15 protein-coding genes, 1 tRNA gene and 1 other RNA gene are annotated in these 16,026 nt (G+C 64.3%); 7 read left to right on the top strand and 10 right to left on the bottom strand.

The window, feature by feature from the left end; translation table 11 throughout:
• Nucleotides 1-243 precede the first annotated feature (243 nt).
• The 6 genes from MTX34_RS18750 to MTX34_RS18725 form a co-directional block, all read right to left on the bottom strand.
• The gene (locus MTX34_RS18750; protein WP_243610380.1) at nt 244-1,665 is read right to left on the bottom strand and encodes a hypothetical protein; all 1,422 of its coding nucleotides are present in this window, start codon (nt 1,663-1,665) and stop codon (nt 244-246) included.
• Nucleotides 1,662-2,291 carry a hypothetical protein gene (locus tag MTX34_RS18745; RefSeq protein ID WP_243610379.1) on the bottom strand — a complete coding sequence of 210 codons (630 nt, stop codon included), beginning with the start codon at nt 2,289-2,291 and terminating at the stop codon, nt 1,662-1,664. Before MTX34_RS18745 ends, MTX34_RS18750 begins: the two co-directional genes overlap by 4 nt.
• A gap of 380 nt (nt 2,292-2,671) precedes the next feature.
• Nucleotides 2,672-3,703, bottom strand: coding sequence for an ABC transporter ATP-binding protein (locus MTX34_RS18740; RefSeq protein WP_243610378.1), 1,032 nt, complete (start codon nt 3,701-3,703; stop codon nt 2,672-2,674).
• A complete protein-coding gene (locus MTX34_RS18735; protein WP_243610377.1) occupies nt 3,700-4,473 on the bottom strand; it encodes an ABC transporter permease in 774 nt (257 codons plus the stop codon). Before MTX34_RS18735 ends, MTX34_RS18740 begins: the two co-directional genes overlap by 4 nt.
• Complete coding sequence (locus tag MTX34_RS18730; RefSeq protein ID WP_243610376.1) at nt 4,470-5,309, bottom strand: ABC transporter permease; 840 nt, start codon at nt 5,307-5,309, stop codon at nt 4,470-4,472. Before MTX34_RS18730 ends, MTX34_RS18735 begins: the two co-directional genes overlap by 4 nt.
• Complete coding sequence (locus MTX34_RS18725; protein WP_243610375.1) at nt 5,306-6,517, bottom strand: ABC transporter substrate-binding protein; 1,212 nt, start codon at nt 6,515-6,517, stop codon at nt 5,306-5,308. Before MTX34_RS18725 ends, MTX34_RS18730 begins: the two co-directional genes overlap by 4 nt.
• A gap of 168 nt (nt 6,518-6,685) precedes the next feature.
• On the opposite strand from MTX34_RS18725, the gene MTX34_RS18720 reads away from it, so the two are divergent.
• Nucleotides 6,686-7,354: a TVP38/TMEM64 family protein gene (locus MTX34_RS18720; RefSeq protein WP_243594271.1), complete on the top strand. Its 669-nt coding sequence runs from the start codon at nt 6,686-6,688 to the stop codon at nt 7,352-7,354.
• The gene (locus tag MTX34_RS18715; RefSeq protein WP_243610374.1) at nt 7,351-7,962 is read left to right on the top strand and encodes a CDP-alcohol phosphatidyltransferase family protein; all 612 of its coding nucleotides are present in this window, start codon (nt 7,351-7,353) and stop codon (nt 7,960-7,962) included. Before MTX34_RS18720 ends, MTX34_RS18715 begins: the two co-directional genes overlap by 4 nt.
• Here the strand turns inward: MTX34_RS18715 and MTX34_RS18710 are convergent.
• Nucleotides 7,934-9,397 carry an NAD(P)/FAD-dependent oxidoreductase gene (locus MTX34_RS18710; protein ID WP_243610373.1) on the bottom strand — a complete coding sequence of 488 codons (1,464 nt, stop codon included), beginning with the start codon at nt 9,395-9,397 and terminating at the stop codon, nt 7,934-7,936. The two genes, MTX34_RS18715 and MTX34_RS18710, sit on opposite strands and share 29 nt — an antisense overlap.
• A 59-nt stretch (nt 9,398-9,456) precedes the next feature.
• Here MTX34_RS18710 and MTX34_RS18705 point away from each other — a divergent pair, with 59 nt between their 5' ends.
• Nucleotides 9,457-10,059: a class I SAM-dependent methyltransferase gene (locus tag MTX34_RS18705; protein WP_243610372.1), complete on the top strand. Its 603-nt coding sequence runs from the start codon at nt 9,457-9,459 to the stop codon at nt 10,057-10,059.
• A 4-nt stretch (nt 10,060-10,063) separates the two neighbouring features.
• Here MTX34_RS18705 and MTX34_RS18700 read toward each other — a convergent pair whose 3' ends face one another.
• Both MTX34_RS18700 and MTX34_RS18695 read right to left on the bottom strand, forming a co-directional pair.
• Nucleotides 10,064-10,786, bottom strand: coding sequence for a hypothetical protein (locus MTX34_RS18700; protein WP_243610371.1), 723 nt, complete (start codon nt 10,784-10,786; stop codon nt 10,064-10,066).
• Nucleotides 10,787-10,845: 59 nt separating this feature from the next.
• Nucleotides 10,846-11,754 (bottom strand): LysR family transcriptional regulator, encoded by a 909-nt coding sequence (locus MTX34_RS18695; protein WP_243610370.1) that lies wholly within the window; start codon nt 11,752-11,754, stop codon nt 10,846-10,848.
• A gap of 137 nt (nt 11,755-11,891) precedes the next feature.
• Here MTX34_RS18695 and MTX34_RS18690 point away from each other — a divergent pair, with 137 nt between their 5' ends.
• Nucleotides 11,892-13,307 (top strand): MFS transporter, encoded by a 1,416-nt coding sequence (locus MTX34_RS18690; RefSeq protein WP_243610369.1) that lies wholly within the window; start codon nt 11,892-11,894, stop codon nt 13,305-13,307.
• Nucleotides 13,304-14,050, top strand: a complete 747-nt coding sequence (locus MTX34_RS18685) for a 3-hydroxybutyrate dehydrogenase (protein ID WP_243610368.1) — start codon at nt 13,304-13,306, stop codon at nt 14,048-14,050. Before MTX34_RS18690 ends, MTX34_RS18685 begins: the two co-directional genes overlap by 4 nt.
• Nucleotides 14,051-14,268: 218 nt before the next feature.
• Here MTX34_RS18685 and MTX34_RS18680 read toward each other — a convergent pair.
• Nucleotides 14,269-14,356, bottom strand: a tRNA-Ser gene (locus tag MTX34_RS18680).
• A 95-nt stretch (nt 14,357-14,451) separates the two neighbouring features.
• On the opposite strand from MTX34_RS18680, the gene ffs reads away from it, so the two are divergent.
• Together ffs and MTX34_RS18670 are read left to right on the top strand one after the other, a co-directional pair.
• Nucleotides 14,452-14,546, top strand: an RNA gene (gene ffs / locus MTX34_RS18675) — signal recognition particle sRNA small type.
• A gap of 54 nt (nt 14,547-14,600) precedes the next feature.
• A complete protein-coding gene (locus MTX34_RS18670; RefSeq protein ID WP_243594263.1) occupies nt 14,601-15,887 on the top strand; it encodes an aminotransferase class I/II-fold pyridoxal phosphate-dependent enzyme in 1,287 nt (428 codons plus the stop codon).
• The last annotated feature ends 139 nt before the right edge of the window (nt 15,888-16,026 follow it).

Below are 16,026 nucleotides of genomic sequence, written 5' to 3'. Positions count from 1 at the left end.
CCACCTGTCGGCTGACGGCCAATTTCGGGCCGTCATGACACTTTGGACCCTGTACACGGCGTCCGAGGATCAGGTCATGACTTCCTGATAGCGAACATGAGTGGTGTGGTTCGGGCCCGTGCACCATCCGATTCGTGATCAACGAATCTCGTTGTCTCCATGTCGGATTAAACCTTAATTTTTAACCATTCGGTGGCTGTGTCGGTTGCCTTAGTCACCCGGCCGGCATCGCGGTTGAAGTTCTCAGTGACTCGCAGGCAGTCCCAGCTTGTCGAAAAACGCACGATTCCGTTGTGAGGCTCCGTTAACGAGACCATCAAAACTGATGACCTCGATGTACACGCGTCGCGCATCGTTGAACCCAAAGTATGAGAGACCGTCCTGGGCCGGACGCAAACTCGCCAATTCGCAACGGTCGATCATCTTAGGAGTGAGGTCCGCAATTATGTAACAGAATGCGGGTGCTTCCTCCGACCTCGGGATCAGTCGGCCTTCGCTCGTCTTGGCACCCCCTTCGCGGATCTGTTTCACGTAGCCCAAGCACTGATCGATCGGATTGTTTCCCTCCGAGGCATCGATCCGCATGGGGCGCTTGATCTCTACGACGACAATCGAACTGAGCGGGACCGTCTGGCGTTCGGCAGCAAGCACGGCGCTACCGGCGAGCCGCGTGGCGATGATGTCCGGCTCCTTCGTCGACTTCGAGTCTGTGATGGGCATGCTGTTGAACGTTTTGTCCGACGCGAGGTAGTCGTGAAAGGCCAGTCTCTCATCGATAATCCACAGGTTCGAGGCGTCTGTCCCGATCTCGTTGGAGTCCTTCCGCATCGGTATCAGCAGATTGTGAATCTCGTCCTCGCGGCAGTACTTGCCTTCTTCATTCGAGCGGATGAGCTTCTCGAGGACCTCGAGGATCACCCGCCGCCGTGCCACATATGCCGCAAGGTCAGACTGGTTAATGTCAGTGACCTTCGCCAGGTACCCGTCGAGTCGCGCCTGGTACTCTGCGGGCCGCTCGGCACCGTGCTCGGCGAAAATCTGTTGTGACTCAGCAAGGGTCTCGGCTTCGAGCTTCTGGAGTTCGCGGTGAAGGAGCACTTCCAGCTCAGTGTCCTTCATTGACGGGTCGACTGTTAGCCCTAACGATTCCATTCGCTTGAGGAGAGGCCGGTACCGCGGCGCACGATTGCTGACGTAGTGATTGATCCGCAACTTACCCTCGTCTTGGGCTGTCGCCAGAGCGCCCGCAAGCAGTACTTTTACCTCATCGAGCACGGCTGTTCGCACGTCATTGAGCGTAATCTCGCCCTCGATTGCTTCGCCGTCGATGGTCTCGTCAATGTCGAACGCCGTTCTGTCAGCGCGGACGTTCGCGTCAAGGTAGTCCGAGGAGAGATAGCAGACGTAGGTGAAGTCCGCACCGTTCTGGTCCGTGAGCCGACCGTAGAGCCCGGGGACCTTCCCGATGATGTTCTCCTCCGTCACTACGCGGCTAGCCGCGCACCAGAATATTCTCGGGGTCTGTTTACGAGTCGACGACTTCAGGCAGAGATTGACCATGTCGAACTTCTGGCCCTTGACCTCGACCGTCTTTGTCGGCATTTCCGAGAAGACGAACTCGTCCATCAGCTCTTTGAGTAGCACCACTTCGCCGTCGTCGATCACCCGTATCTCGGGCGCGCCACCAGGCCGCAAAAGTACCAAATACAGTGCTCGAATACCTCTCTGGCAATCGCCGCTGCTGTTTTGGGCGCGCTCTTCTGGTACGCGGGGCCGAAGCTGTCCAGCTCGACGGTCGTCCCCGAATCGTCCATCGTCTCGGCCCAGTCGATGGGCTCAACCTCTCGCTCGACCGAGAACCTGAACTGCCGACCGTGAAGGTTGCCGTGCTCGTCCTCGTAGGTGCTTTTCACCATCACCTTGCTGAACGCTTTGAGCCACAACAGGCGACCCACACCTCGGCATCCGGCGGCCGACTTATAGTCACTGTCCAGTGTCTCGAACGACTTCATGTTCTCCGCATTGAACCCCACACCGTTATCGGTGACTACGAATCCGACGATGGGCTCCAACGGAGCCCGCCCTGGGCCGGAAAATTCGAGGTCGAACCCCGCTTGTGGGCTGCGGACGATTTTCACGTCGAGACGACCTCGGGAGCTGTCGCCCACGAACCTCGCGTCGATAGCCTGTATGCCGTTGACGGCGGCTTCCAGTAGCGGGAGCAGCGCATGGCTCTTCGGCAGACCGGTGTTCTTGACTCGGCCCCGAAGAGACGTCGTCATCGCCGCCATGGTGTCCTTCTTCCCATCCTGATGCCGCTCACCGTACCGGTGACATCGGACAACCCTAGTCGGGCCACAGACACGGGATCGTTGAAAGAGGCAGGACGGCCGGGCCGTTGTTTAACGACATCGCCACCAAACTCAAGCTGGCGTGCCTCATCACGGACGCTTCAGTGCTGTTACTGACATCATTACGCCCTTCGTCAGGCCGGAAAGCGTTGGTGACGATCGATGAAGCAACGGCAGCACGAAGTCGCCGCCGTGAACGTGTCTGGTAATCGGTCGACTCCGAACCCTGATCACTGTGGTTCAGAGACGCCGCCAGGCATCCCAAGCTGACCAAGTAATGTTGCCGCTGCGAATGGCTGTCGACCATTCTTGACCTACAGTCAGCCTGCAACAACAAACCGCGCCCCACCCGGAATCTTCAATCCCGCTGCATCCCCTACCTTTACCGTAGATCCCGCCGCCAACTCCACTCTCACGGTCACCGAGCCCACCGTCACGTCAGCGATGCTACGAAATCCGGTAGGCCGCAGACCCGAAACAATCCCACGAATCCCGTTGTCATCCAACGTGATCAGCTCATGACGCACCAGCAACACGGCCGGCCCGGCCGGCAGAGTAACTCCTTCGACCTCCAGCTCCCCGAGATCGGAACGATGCACCCCAACCCCATCCCACTGTCCCTCGATTTCGTTCATCCCGCCCATCAGCCGCGAGACCGCCAATGTTCTCGGACGCGTGTAGGCCGTCGCGATATCGGAGTGATGCTCCAGGCGACCATCGATAAGCACGGCCACCGAATCGGCCAGCACCGCCGCCTCCTGCTGATCGTGGGTGACGAGCAACAGAGTCTGATCCAGCGTCGAACGCAATTCGCGAACCAGATCATGCATCTCGGTGCGCAACACTGGGTCCAGCGCACTGAAGGGCTCGTCCAACAACAACACTCGCGGTGAACCCGCAAGTGAACGTGCCAACGCCACCCGCTGCGCCTGCCCGCCGGACACCTCGGACACTGCTCGGCCCCCGATATCACCCAGATGCACCAGGTCGAGATACTCGCGGGCGCGTTCGCGCGAACGCTTGCGACTCTCCCCGGCAGCGCGGTAGGCGAAGCCAATGTTGTCGAGTACCGACATGTGCGGGAACAACATCGGGCGCTGAAACACCATCCCGACGCCGCGGTTCTCGGCCTCAACACCGTTGACCTCGCGACCGTCGATGCGCACCGTGCCGGCGGTGGGTGAATCCAGGCCCGCAATGAGCCGTAGTGCCGTGCTCTTGCCTGAGCCCGACGGCCCGAGAATCGCCGTACACGACCCCGGCGGCACGGTGAGATCCAACGAATTCAGAGCCGCAACCGATTGGCCGGCATGCACTTTGGTGAGCCCCTGGACGGACAATTCGACGCTCATCGTGCACTCCTACGACGTAGCCGGGCGAGCATGAGCACCAGCAACAACGGCGGTACGACGGCGGCGACCGACAGCGCAGCCACCACCGAATCATTACCGGTCCCGGCAGCGAACGAGGCGACAAGAATGGGCACGGTGACCAGTCTGCCTCCACCGATCAACAAGGTGATCACATAGTCGCTCCACGCCACGAGAAACGCGAGCAACGCCGCCCCCGCCAACGCCGGAGCCAGTAGGGGAATGCGAATCCGCCGCAGCACCATGGCACTCGACGCACCGAGTGTGCGAGCTTCTTCCTCGTAGCCGATGTCGTACGCGCCGAATGCCACTCGCATCAGGTAAGTCGTGTAGGGAATCGCCGCGACGGTCAGCAACGCGACCACTGCCACGGTGCTCGGAATGCGCGAGCGCAGCACCAGAACATCGAGTCCCAAGGCCACGGCGAACGGGGGCAGGGCCACAGGCGCGAAAAGAACACCGGCCACGACAGCGGGGAAGCGCACAGTGCCGTTCACCAGGGCGCGAGCGGCCAACGCGCCCAATGGTGTTGCGATGGCGGCCACAGCGAGAGCGAGCAGGGTAGACCGCACGAAAGCATCGACGCCCCCGGCATCGAGGGCGCTGCGGACACCGTCGAATCCCCATTCCTGGGGAACCGAACCGGGAAACGACCAGCGATTGCTGATGGCCCACAAGACAACCGGAATCAGCGGCAGCAGGAACCACACGACCAGAACGGACCTGCCGACAGCGGGAAGAACCCTATTCATTTCCACGCCGCCGATCTGCGCAGATAGTGCAGTGCCACCACAGCGACCACCACCGTCAGAGCGGTGGCGATCGTCGCGGCAGCGGCTGCCTGCGGACGCGTCTGGAGATCGATCGAGGTGAACAGGCGAATTGCCATCACCGACAACGGTTCCGGATACGGTCGCCCCAGGATGCGGGCCACCTCGTAGGAGCCGACGGTGTACGCGAACGCGATGGCCGCCGATGCGATCAGTGCGGGCCGAGCCAACGGCAGCGTGACCAAACGGAGCCGAGCCCACCGGCCGGCACCCAAGGTCGCGGCCGTCTCGTCGAATGCAGCTACGCGAGTGGCGAGCGTCCCGGCCACGACGACGGCCACGAAAGCCGATTCCTTCCAGGCATATTCGGCGACGACGGCGATCCACCACTTCCCACCGACCAACTCCGGCCAGCTACCGTCGGTCATACCGAGGATGCGGGGCAGCATCCCTGAATCTGCCAGCAACAGCGCCATCGCCGCCGCGCCGATCAGGTGCGGCACCGTGACGGTCACCCCAGCAGCGACCAACGCGGCGCGTCCACCCGACAACGCCGTCAGCGCCGCGGCCAACCCGACCACCGAGGCCAACGCCGTCGAGACCACGGCGATGGACAGCGTCAACGCCACCGAACGCCACAGATCACCGCCCAGAGCGGCGTACGCGTCGACCGATAGTTCGGGCGTTCCGACCAACGGCATCAGCCCCAGGCTCTGCAGCACCACAGTGCCGAGACCGCCGCCGACGACCAGAACGACCAAGACGACGGCGGGGAGTACCGCCGCTGTGCCGCGAAAGCTCTTCGTGGACGCGCTCACTGCCCGGCGAGCACGCTTCGTCGCCAACCCTCGTCGAGCGGGGTCACCCAGTCCGCCGAGAGTTCGGGATGCGCGTTTTCCGACAGCTCCTCGTAGGAGGGCAGAACCGTCGAGCTCGGCAGCGCCTCGAACTGCGAGCGGGCGTCATCGGGCAATCGGTCGATATCGAGAACGGTGAACTGCCCCCACACGTCCGGCGTCGCCTTCGCGAGTTGCTGCTCGGGCGACAACGCGAGATTGGCAACCACCTGCGCGGCGGCCGACTTCCCCGACGTCGACGGGATGGCAAGGAAACTGGCATTCCCGACGGTTCCCTCGTCGAGAGTGAGGACACGGGTCTCCGGGGGATAGGTGCCGTCGGCGACGAGCTGGGGGAGCGTCGCGGGGCCGTAGGTCATCGTCATGTCGACCTGGCCACCGGCGTAGAGGGTGTCGAGCTCGGAGGAAGACTGCGGATACGTCGTTCCCTCGCGCCACAGTGACGGGGCGAGCTCGTTCAACTGATCGAACAATGCCGGGGCCAGGCGATCGTAGGAGTCCTGATCGAACTGTGCCGGAACCTCGTCGACGCCGCCGGAGGCGTTGATCAAGGCCTCCCGCACGAATACCGAGCCGGTGAAGTCCGGGGGAGCGGGGTAGGTGAAGCGGCCCGGGTTCGCGCGGGCCCAGTCGAGCACGCCCTCGAACGTCGTCGGCGGATCCGGGATCGCGGCCGCGTTGTAAACCAAGGTGAATTGAGCTTTGTGCCAGGGTGATTCGCAATTCTCGACCGGGGTACCGAAGTCGTCGAGCAACAGCGGATCCTCGGGATCGGTGAATTCCATGTTCGGCAGATTCTGCGTCCAGCCGCACAGCCACGCCCCGGCTTGCTTACCGGTGCCGAAGTTCGCGCCGTTGACCCACACCAGATCCACTTCGCCGTCGGTGACCCCGGCCTGTCGCTCGGAGAGGATGCGATTGACGGCGTCGGTGGTCGATTCCACCGGCACCCGGCGCAGCGTGACGCCTTCTTCGGCGGCCGCGGGAGTGAGCACGTCGTCGACATAGGCATTGCCCTGCTCGTCGCCGCCGTACATCCACAGCGAGACGGTCTGCCCCTGTGCCTGCTCCTGGATCTCGCTCCAGGACAAGTCCTCGGCGCGCGGAGCCTCCGATGATGGTGCCGCGCAGGCCGTGAGCAGCAGCCCTGCGCTCGCCGCAATCGTCACTGCGCACCGTACTGATCGAATCACCGTGGGCCCTCCAGATCAACCGAAGCAGCCGTCGTCGACGCTGCCCTCACCACCGTAATCGGTCGAATGAGACAACCGCTGAACACGCGGGCGTACCGGTCGTGTGCACAATGGATCCTGACCGCCGGACGAGAGGTACACACCGTGACGCAGGACCGCCCGACGCGTAGTCGCCGAGGCACCACCCTGAAATTGCTCGCGGCTGCCGTGGTCGTCATCGCTCTGGTGGTCGTGCTCGGCACCGTCGACTTACCCGATCCGTCGTTCATCCGTGACCGAGTGGCATCGGCCGGGCCCTGGGGCATTGCGCTGTTCGTCGTGCTCTATGCCGTTCTGTCGGCCACTCCGTTCCCCGCCAGCACGTTGACCATTGCGTCGGGACTGCTGTTCGGGTTGGCGGTGGGCGCAACCGTCGTGGTGTTCGCCGCCACGATGGGGGCGTACCTCGGGTACTGGGGAGCGCGGGCGCTGGGACGCGGGCAGGTGGCCCGCACCGAATGGGACAGGCTCCGCCGACTCGACGCCATGCTCGGACGACGGGGATTGCTGTCGGTGCTGCTCGTGCGTTTGGTGCCGCTGCCGTTCTCCTTGGTCAACTACGCGGCCGGAGTCAGTGCGGTGGGGCAACGGGACTACGTGGTGGGCACCATGATCGGCATCGTGCCCGCGACCGTCGCGTACACCGCGCTCGGTGCGTATGGAACGTCCCCGCTGTCGTGGCCGTTCGCCATCGCACTGCTCGCCGTCCTGGCTATCGCGGCCGGGTCGGCCCTGTTGGCTCGCCGCCTGGGACTCACCGGTGCAGCCGAATGATCGACAGCTTTCTGCGCCGCCACCTCGAAGCGCCACTCGATCGCTGTGCCCGCGCCCTCGACCGCCCCGCGATCACCCCGGACCGGATCACCGCCGCAGGACTGGTGCTCGGCCTCGGTAGTGCACTGGCGGCGGGCCTGCAGTTCTGGTGGCTTGCGTTGGTGTTGTGGATCGTCTCCCGCATCGCCGACGGCCTGGACGGACCGCTGGCACGCAGGCGGGCGACAACAGCCGGGGCCGGCGGATTCTTCGACATCACAGCTGACTTCGTGGTCTACGGCACGACGGTGGTGGGCGTCGCGGTAGGTGCCTCGGCCGGATACGACGCCCCCTGGTGGCCGTTCCTGCTGGTGCTGCTGGCGTACTACATCAACGGCACCGCGTTTCTCGCGTTCTCCTCGATCGCCGAGCGCACCGGTCGCACCATCGACGACGGCCGCTCGCTGTCGTTCCTCGGCGGTTTGGCCGAGGGTGCCGAAACCATAGCGGTGCACAGTCTCTGGCTGCTGTTGCCGGGAATCTCGTGGCAGATCGCGGTGGTCTGGGCGGTGGTGGTCGCGGTGAGCTCCGGTCAACGGATCATCGCCGGGTATCGCGCCCTCTCCTGATCCATAGGCTCCGGCCTTTGGCCAAGGCCCCAACTGCTCGCGAGATCACCGGAGAACCCAACTGCGCCTTGACGTCCGCGATCGCCGCGTTCCACGGCCCGTCGTTGTACGTCGGATACGGGTGCGTGGCCCCGGCGAGATCGCGGGTGCGTAGCCCCTGCTCGACGGCCAGAATCAGCTCCCCGATCGTCTCGCCCGCACGTGGACCCACCACGCAGGCACCGACGATGCGTCGCTTGCCGTCGAGCACCAGCATCGTCGAACCGTTCGTAGTCCTCTCGGTTACGGCTCTGTCGACGTGATGGTGGTCCAGGTTCTGCAGCCGTAACCCTCGCTCCCTTGCGGTCCGCACATCGATTCCCGCCGAGGCTATCTCGGGATCGGTGAACGTCACCCGTGGAGTTCCCGTCGTGCTCACTTTTCGGTTCAGGCCCAGTGTGGCGTTGCTCGCAGCCAGGCTGCCGTGCACACCGGCAGTGTGGGTGAACTGAGGGTGACCGGTGAGATCTCCGGCCGCCCAGATGCGGGGATTGGTGGTGCGCAGATGCTCGTCGACCTTAACGAATCCGTTGTCGTCCACTTCCACACCGGCCAAATCCAACCCGAGGGACGCGGTCCGCGGAGTCCGTCCGGTGGCGACGAGCACCCAATCGAATTCGATCTCGACACCCGTGTCGGTGGTGGCCGAACCGTCGTCGATGCGCACGACCGCGGTGGAGGTCAGCACCCGCACGCCCTCGTCGGTCAGTGCCTGCGTCAGAATCGAGCTTGCCGACGCGTCCTCGCGGGGCAGGATCGTCGCAGACCGTCCGACGAGGGTGACGTCCGAACCGAGGCGCGAAAATGCCTGCGCCATTTCGCAACCCACCGACCCGGCACCGACGATCAGCAGTCGCTGCGGCAGGTCCTTCAGATCCCACAGGGTGTCGCTGGTCAGGTAGTCCACGTGCTCGATGCCGTCGATCGCCGGCACCGTGGGATGCGCGCCGGTGGTCACGATCGCCTGACCGAAGTGCAGCAGCCGTGTGCCGACGGAAACGGTGTTCGGACCGGTGAACACGGCGTCACCGCTGATCACATGTACTCCGGCCTCGGTGAGGGCCTCCGGTGAATCGATCGGCGCGATCTCGGCGATCGACCCGTGCACGTGCTGCATCACGCGCCCGAAATCCACGCGCGGTGGCTCGGTGTCGATGCCGAACCGGGACGCCGACCGGACCGTCGCTGCCACCGAAGCCGCCGCGAGCAGTGCTTTGGACGGCACGCATCCGGTCCACAGGCAGTCGCCGCCGGTGCGGTCGCGCTCGATCAATACGACGCGAACGCCGAAGCCCGCCGCGGTCTTCGCCGCCACGATGCCGGCGGTACCGCCGCCCACCACGACCACGTCGGCGCGGTTCTCGGGCACACTCGAAGACGAACGACGGATTCCCATGCCTCCCACTATGCCCGCGCCCTGGAGGGACCGAGATGAGACGACCGACGAAATATACGATGTCGGCCCGCCTGTACGACGTGATCTCCTTCGAATGGCCCGTGTATCGCGCCGGCCGGGAGGCGGCGTTCGAGCTGCTGAATCTGCTTGCCGGAAGCCATGTTCTGGATCTCGGCTGCGGGACGGGCTTGAACTTCGCCGGGTTGCAGCGGATGGTCGGACCCACCGGATCGATCACCGGAGTCGACGCCAGCCCGCAGATGCTCGAACAGGCCCGACGGCGAGCCGACCGGTCCGGCTGGAACAACGTCACGCTCGTTGCAGCCGACGCCACAGCCCTCACCGGCGCGGATCTGGGAGAGACCCCGTTCGATGCGGCTCTGAGCACCTACGCGCTGTCACTGATGTCGCCGTGGCAGGCGGCTCTCGACTCGATGATCGCGCACACTCGCAAGGGCGGAGTGGTGGCCGTCGTCGACATGCAGCGACCCGTCGGACGAGCCGCGGCCTGGACTCCGCTCGCGAAGCTTGCGTGTCGACTCGGTGGATCGGACATCGAGGCTCACCCGTGGACGGCGATGACGCCACCACTCGAGCTGCTGCACTCCGCGTCGGTACGGGGCGGACACATTCAGGTTCGCGTGGGATCTGTGTCGAGCTGAGGATTCACTTCTTCTGGCGTCGACTTCCACCGTGCCAGTCCTGCTGCACGCCCGCCTCGTCTTCTTGTACCCCGAGGGCCTTCAACTGGGGAAGCTCGCGCAGGCTGCGCTTCATCTCGGCGAAGCCGGGGAAGCGAGCGAGACCGATGACGTTGTCCCACAGCGGCACTGCCTCCTCGTCGCTGGGTAGACGGCTGATCACCGGACCGAAGAAGGCAACGCCGTCCGGCGGCTCGAAGGCGATGATCGGTGTGCCGACGTCCTTGCCGGTCAGCGACAGCGCATGATCGGTTTCGGCTCGGATCTCCTCGTCGAGAGTCGAATCATCCAGTGCCGCAGTGTGATGGGTGGGTAGACCGAGTTCTTCGAGGATCGGCCCCAGGAACGCGGCGGTGCCGCGATGTCCGTGGCTCGCAGCGTCGTCGGGCACCACCTCGGTGTCGAAGATGTGGGTTCCGAGTGCCTCGTACAGTGGTCCGATCGCGGCCGACCCGTGCTCACGGCGAACAGCGGCCGCCGCCCGCAACAGTCGCAGACCTGCGGTGTGCCCGGCCTCGTATTCGGGTGGGAAGTGCGAGTCGTAATCGATATGGGAATTGAGCAGTCGTAGCGAGATGAACCGCCAGTCGACGCTGTAGTCGCGCTGGGCCTGGACCTTGCGGACCCATTTGCTGGTCATCCAGGCGAACGGGCACACCGGATCGAAATAGAAGTCGATATCGGCCATGGGGATGCTCCTTCTCGGACGACGGTTCCTTGTTCTCGACGGTATACGCCGCAGCGATGTCAGTTCTCGCCCAGCAGAGCAGCGCGCTGCTCGTCGACCACGGCGCGAATCGCGTCCACCACCGCCGAGACCTCCGGCCGTCGCAGTGTTTCGCTCCGGGTGACGAGCCAGTAGGTCAGTTTCACGGCGATGGCGTCGGGCAGGATTCGTTGGAGGTCGGAGTGACGGTCGGCCATGAAGCACGGCAGCAGTCCGATACCCGCGGACGCGCGGGTGGCCTCGACGTGGACGAACACGTTGGTGGAGGTCACCGATTCGCGCATCGTCGGGGTGAAGTTAGGGGCCAGGTCGAGATCGTCGACGTGCAGCATCGAGTCGATGAAGTAGATGAACGGGTGCGCGGCCAGGTCGGCCGGGACCTGTGGCGTTCCGTGCTCGTCCAGGTAGGTCTCCGATGCGTACAGGCCGAGCCGGTAGTCCCCGAGCCGGATCGCCTCGGCGCGGTGCACCTGCGGTTGGCCGACGACGATCTCGATGTCCAGACCCGATCGCTGCTGAGACGCACGCCGGGTTACGGCGACGATCTCCACCGACACCCGAGGATGCGTTCGCTGCACCCGCGCGGCTGCCGGGGCGGCGATATAGGCACTGAAGCCGTCGGTCGCCGAAATGCGCACCACACCCTCCAGCGCACCGGCGTCGGTCGAGACCAACGTGCGCAAGGCGTCCTCGACGGCCTCGGCCGCGGTCAATGCGCCGCGGCCCAGCTGCGTGAGCTCCCAGCCTCCGCCGGCGCGGGTCAGCACTCGCCCGCCGAGCGTGTCCTCGAGCGCGGCGATGCGTCGGGAAATGGTCGTGTGGTTGATGCCCAGGTCGTCGGCCGCGGAACTGTAGCGACCGGTTCGGCTCACAGCGAGGAGCACAAGTAGGTCGTCTGCACTGGGGATCTTCGCACCACCGAGCGTCATGTCTGCAGTTTTGCAGATCCGACCTGCGTTCATGGCTCTTGCGTCGACAAAGATCTGCACCAATACTCAGAGCAACCCGCCGATGTGTGGTCTGTCACAAGCATGAACCCGAAGTGCCGAGTAACACAGGAGAGTCAATGAGCGTCGATCAGCCGCTGGCAGGACGGTCCGAACCGGACCCCGATGCCACCCCCGCAGGCCTCAAGAAGGTAGTCGGGGCATCGATGGCGGGCACCATCGTCGAGTGGTACGAGTTCTTTCTCTACGGAACCGCCGCGACGCTGGTGTTCAGCAAGATCTTCTTCGCCGCCGGAACCAGTGAGCTCGACGCCATCCTCGCGGCCTTCGTCACCTACGCCGTCGGCTTCGTCGCGCGTCCGTTGGGCGGCATCGTCTTCGGCCACTACGGCGACAAATACGGCCGAAAGAAGTTGCTGCAGTTCAGCCTCGTCCTCGTCGGCGGAGCCACGTTCCTCATGGGCTGCCTACCGACCTTCGAGGCGATCGGCTACTGGGCGCCGGCACTGCTGGTGACCCTGCGATTCATCCAGGGCTTCGCCGTCGGCGGCGAATGGGGCGGTGCGGTTCTCCTTGTCGCAGAACACAGCCCGAACAAGTCCCGCGGATTCTGGGCCAGTTGGCCGCAGGCAGGCGTGCCCGCAGGCAACCTGCTCGCCACCGTCGCGCTGCTGGTGCTGACGACCACCCTGTCCGACGAGGCCTTCCTCAGCTGGGGCTGGCGAGTCGCGTTCTGGCTCTCTGCCGTCATCGTCTTCGTCGGCTACTACATCCGCACCAAGGTCTCCGACGCCCCGATCTTCCTCGAGGCCCACAAGCAGGCCGAGGTCATCAAGGCCGCGTCGTACGGCGTTTTCGAGGTCGTCAAGCGTTACCCCCGCGGCGTCTTCACCGCGATGGGTCTGCGCTTCGGTGAGAACGTCATGTACTACCTCGTCGTCACCTTCTCGATCACCTACCTCTCGGTGGAAGTGGGCACCGACACCTCCACGATCCTGTGGTGGATGCTCATCGCCCACGCGATCCACTTCTGCACAATTCCGTTGGTGGGCAAGCTCGCCGACCGCGTCGGTCGTCGCCCGGTCTACTTCGCCGGTGCCGTCACCGCGGCCACGTGGGGCTTCTTCGCCTTCCCGATGATGAACAGCGGCCACAACGTCGTCATCATGCTGGCCATCATCATCGGCCTGATGTTCCACGCCTTCATGTACGCCACGCAGCCGGCCATCATGGCCGAGATGTTCCCGACGCGGATGCGGTACTCCGGTGTGTCCCTCGGTTACCAGGTCACCTCGATCGTCGCCGGTTCGCTGGCCCCGATCATCGCGGTCAAGCTGCTCGACATCTACGGCTCGTCCGTACCGATCGCGGTGTACCTGGCCGTGGCCTGCGCGATCACCGTCGTGGCCGTCGTCGTCGCTCGGGAGACCAAGGGACTGGCGCTGGAAAGCATCGACATCGCCGACGCCAAGAACCTGGCCACCGAGGCCGAGCTGGCGAAGGCTGGCCTGCTCGACAAGACTGCACAGCGATGACCGACCTGAACGGACGCTCCGCCCTCGTCACCGGGGGAGCGTCCGGCATCGGGGCCGCGTGTGCACGCGAGCTCGCCGGACGCGGTGCACGCGTCACCGTCGCCGACGTGAACGACGTTGCCGCAAAGGAATTGGCGTCGGAGATCGGTGGTGAGGTGTGGTCGGTCGATCTGCTCGACACCACCGCGCTGGACGATCTCCGGTTGGACGTCGACATCCTCGTCAACAATGCGGGTATCCAAACGGTGGCACCGATCGTCGACTTCGACCCCGGTGCGTTCCGTCGCATTCAGACGCTGATGGTGGAGGCTCCGTTCCTGTTGATTCGTGCGGCGCTGCCTGGGATGTATGCCCGCCGGTTCGGCCGGGTCGTCAACCTTTCTTCGGTGCACGGGCTGCGCGCGTCGGAGTTCAAGGTCGCCTACGTCACCGCCAAACATGCACTGGAAGGACTGTCGAAAGTGACGGCCCTCGAAGGTGCCACCCACGGTGTGACGAGCAACTGCGTCAACCCGGGATACGTCCGTACCCCGCTGGTCGAAAAGCAGATCGCCGACCAGGCCAAGGCACACGACATCCCTGAGAACGAGGTACTGGAGAAGGTCCTGCTCACCGAGGCGGCCATCAAGAGACTCGTCGAACCGGCCGAAGTCGCCTCACTGGTCGGCTGGTTGACCTCCGAGAACGCAGGCATGGTCACTGGAGCGTCCTACACCATGGATGGTGGTTGGTCGGCTCGTTAGGTTCGCTTCACCCCGTTCCGCGTCAATGGTCCACTGCACACGTCTGTGCGCGTCAATGTGCCATCGACGCGGAATCGTGAACTGCGTGAATGGACCGCTGCATACGTCTGACCGGTGCAAGGGTCCATTGACGCGAACGGGGTGCGCGCGAACCAAGGCAGACGGGTGAACAACCCCGAACAGCAAGAAGCCCCCGTGACATGTCACGGGGGCTTCTCTGGCGGAGGATAGGGGATTTGAACCCCTGAGGGCGTTAACCCAACCCGCGTTCCAGGCGAGCGCCATAGGCCACTAGGCGAATCCTCCGTGGGGGAGCTTACCCGGTTACCCCCACCATCTCCCAAATCGGGAGGCGTGAAGGGTGGTGATGCGTTGCCCGACGGGAGGCGGCTACACTTGCCAACGGATCCCGCGCGGCGCGCATCCTGTGAACTCCCCCAGGGCCGGAAGGCAGCAAGGGTCAATGGGCTCTGCCGGGTGCGCGGGGTCCCCTTTACTTCAGTGACATCTGAATTGTCCGGGGAACCCAGTCACCGAGAGGCCGCTCCGCATGCCAGCGCAAACCCAGTTGGGTCTGATGAATCATGAGGAGCTTGCCTCCGAGCACGAGCGGCAGAGCGCGAAGTACACGCAGCTCAAGACCGAGAATCTGAAGCTGGATCTGACGCGCGGCAAGCCGTCACCCGAGCAGCTCGATCTCGCCGCCGAGCTGTTGACGCTCCCGGGCGCGGACTACAAGGACGGCAACGGCACCGATTGCCGCAACTACGGCGGCCTCGCGGGCCTGCCGGAACTGCGTGCCATCTTCGGTGAGCTGCTCGGCATTCCGGTGCAGAATCTGCTGGCCGGCAACAACGCCAGCCTCGAAATCATGCAGGACCTCGTCGTCTGGGCGCTGCTGCACGGTCTGCCCGATTCGCCGCGAGCCTGGTCGGCCGAGCCGAACGTGCGCTTCCTGTGCCCGGCTCCCGGCTACGACCGACACTTCGCCATCACCGAGAGCTTCGGCATCGAGATGATTCCGGTTCCGATGGGACCCGACGGCCCCGATGTGCACGAGATCGCCAACTTGGTGGCGTCGGATCCGCAGATCAAGGGCATGTGGGTGGTGCCGAACTACGCGAACCCCACCGGAGCGGTCTACTCGGAAGAAGTTGTTCGCGCGCTGGCCACCATGCCCGCGGCTGCGCCCGACTTCCGCCTGTTCTGGGACAACGCCTACGCGGTACATCCATTGACCGAGGAATTCGCGCCGTCGTACGACGTGTTGGGCATGGCCACCGAGGCCGGGTTCGCCAACCGTCCGTTCGTGTTCGCGTCGACCTCGAAGGTCACGTTCGCCGGTGCCGGGGTCAGCTTCTTTGGAAGCTCCGAGGAGAACCTCGCCTGGTATCAGAAGCACCTCGGCAAGAAGAGCATCGGCCCGGACAAGCTGAACCAGCTGCGTCATCTGCGTTTCTTCGGCGACGCCGAGGGGGTGCGGGCTCACATGGCCAAGCATCGCGAGATTCTCCGGCCCAAGTTCGCACTGGTGCAGCAGATCCTCGAGGACCGGCTCGGTGCGTCGAAGATCGCGTCCTGGACCGAACCCAAGGGCGGTTACTTCATCAGTCTCGATGTGCTCGAGGGCACGGCTGCGCGCTCGATCGCGCTGGCCAAGGACGCCGGAATTGCTCTGACGGCCGCCGGCTCGGCCTTCCCGTACGGAAAAGATCCGGAAGACAAGAACATTCGCCTCGCTCCGAGCTTCCCGTCGCTCGATGAGCTGGAGAAGTCGATGGACGGTGTCGCGACCTGCGTGTTGCTGGCCGCGACCGAAAAGCTGCTCGAAGGCTAGAGCCTGCGGCATGTGAGCGGAACTTCGTGACGGGTTCACGTGGTCGTCGCAACGAGCAGTCGTTTGTTGTACTCCTCGAGGGGAGTATCCCATCCCAGGGTTTTTCTGGGGCGGTTGTTCAGTAGCGCGGCGACCTCGT

This window comes from Rhodococcus sp. ARC_M5, assembly GCF_022810405.1.
Classification (GTDB): domain Bacteria; phylum Actinomycetota; class Actinomycetes; order Mycobacteriales; family Mycobacteriaceae; genus Rhodococcoides; species Rhodococcoides navarretei.
Note: the sequence above shows the minus strand (reverse complement) of the source record. Positions and strands in the feature narration are given on the sequence as shown.

Excerpts from the sequence above, each read along its gene's own strand:
- MTX34_RS18745 (WP_243610379.1), bottom strand. The coding sequence starts at position 2,291 with ATGGCGGCGATGACGACGTCTCTTCGGGGCCGAGTCAAGAACACCGGT.
- MTX34_RS18740 (WP_243610378.1), bottom strand. The coding sequence starts at position 3,703 with ATGAGCGTCGAATTGTCCGTCCAGGGGCTCACCAAAGTGCATGCCGGC.
- MTX34_RS18735 (WP_243610377.1), bottom strand. The coding sequence starts at position 4,473 with ATGAATAGGGTTCTTCCCGCTGTCGGCAGGTCCGTTCTGGTCGTGTGG.
- MTX34_RS18715 (WP_243610374.1), top strand. The coding sequence starts at position 7,351 with ATGATCGACAGCTTTCTGCGCCGCCACCTCGAAGCGCCACTCGATCGC.
- MTX34_RS18710 (WP_243610373.1), bottom strand. The coding sequence starts at position 9,397 with ATGGGAATCCGTCGTTCGTCTTCGAGTGTGCCCGAGAACCGCGCCGAC.
- MTX34_RS18705 (WP_243610372.1), top strand. The coding sequence starts at position 9,457 with ATGTCGGCCCGCCTGTACGACGTGATCTCCTTCGAATGGCCCGTGTAT.
- MTX34_RS18700 (WP_243610371.1), bottom strand. The coding sequence starts at position 10,786 with ATGGCCGATATCGACTTCTATTTCGATCCGGTGTGCCCGTTCGCCTGG.
- MTX34_RS18695 (WP_243610370.1), bottom strand. The coding sequence starts at position 11,754 with ATGACGCTCGGTGGTGCGAAGATCCCCAGTGCAGACGACCTACTTGTG.
- MTX34_RS18690 (WP_243610369.1), top strand. The coding sequence starts at position 11,892 with ATGAGCGTCGATCAGCCGCTGGCAGGACGGTCCGAACCGGACCCCGAT.
- MTX34_RS18685 (WP_243610368.1), top strand. The coding sequence starts at position 13,304 with ATGACCGACCTGAACGGACGCTCCGCCCTCGTCACCGGGGGAGCGTCC.
- MTX34_RS18670 (WP_243594263.1), top strand. The coding sequence starts at position 14,601 with ATGCCAGCGCAAACCCAGTTGGGTCTGATGAATCATGAGGAGCTTGCC.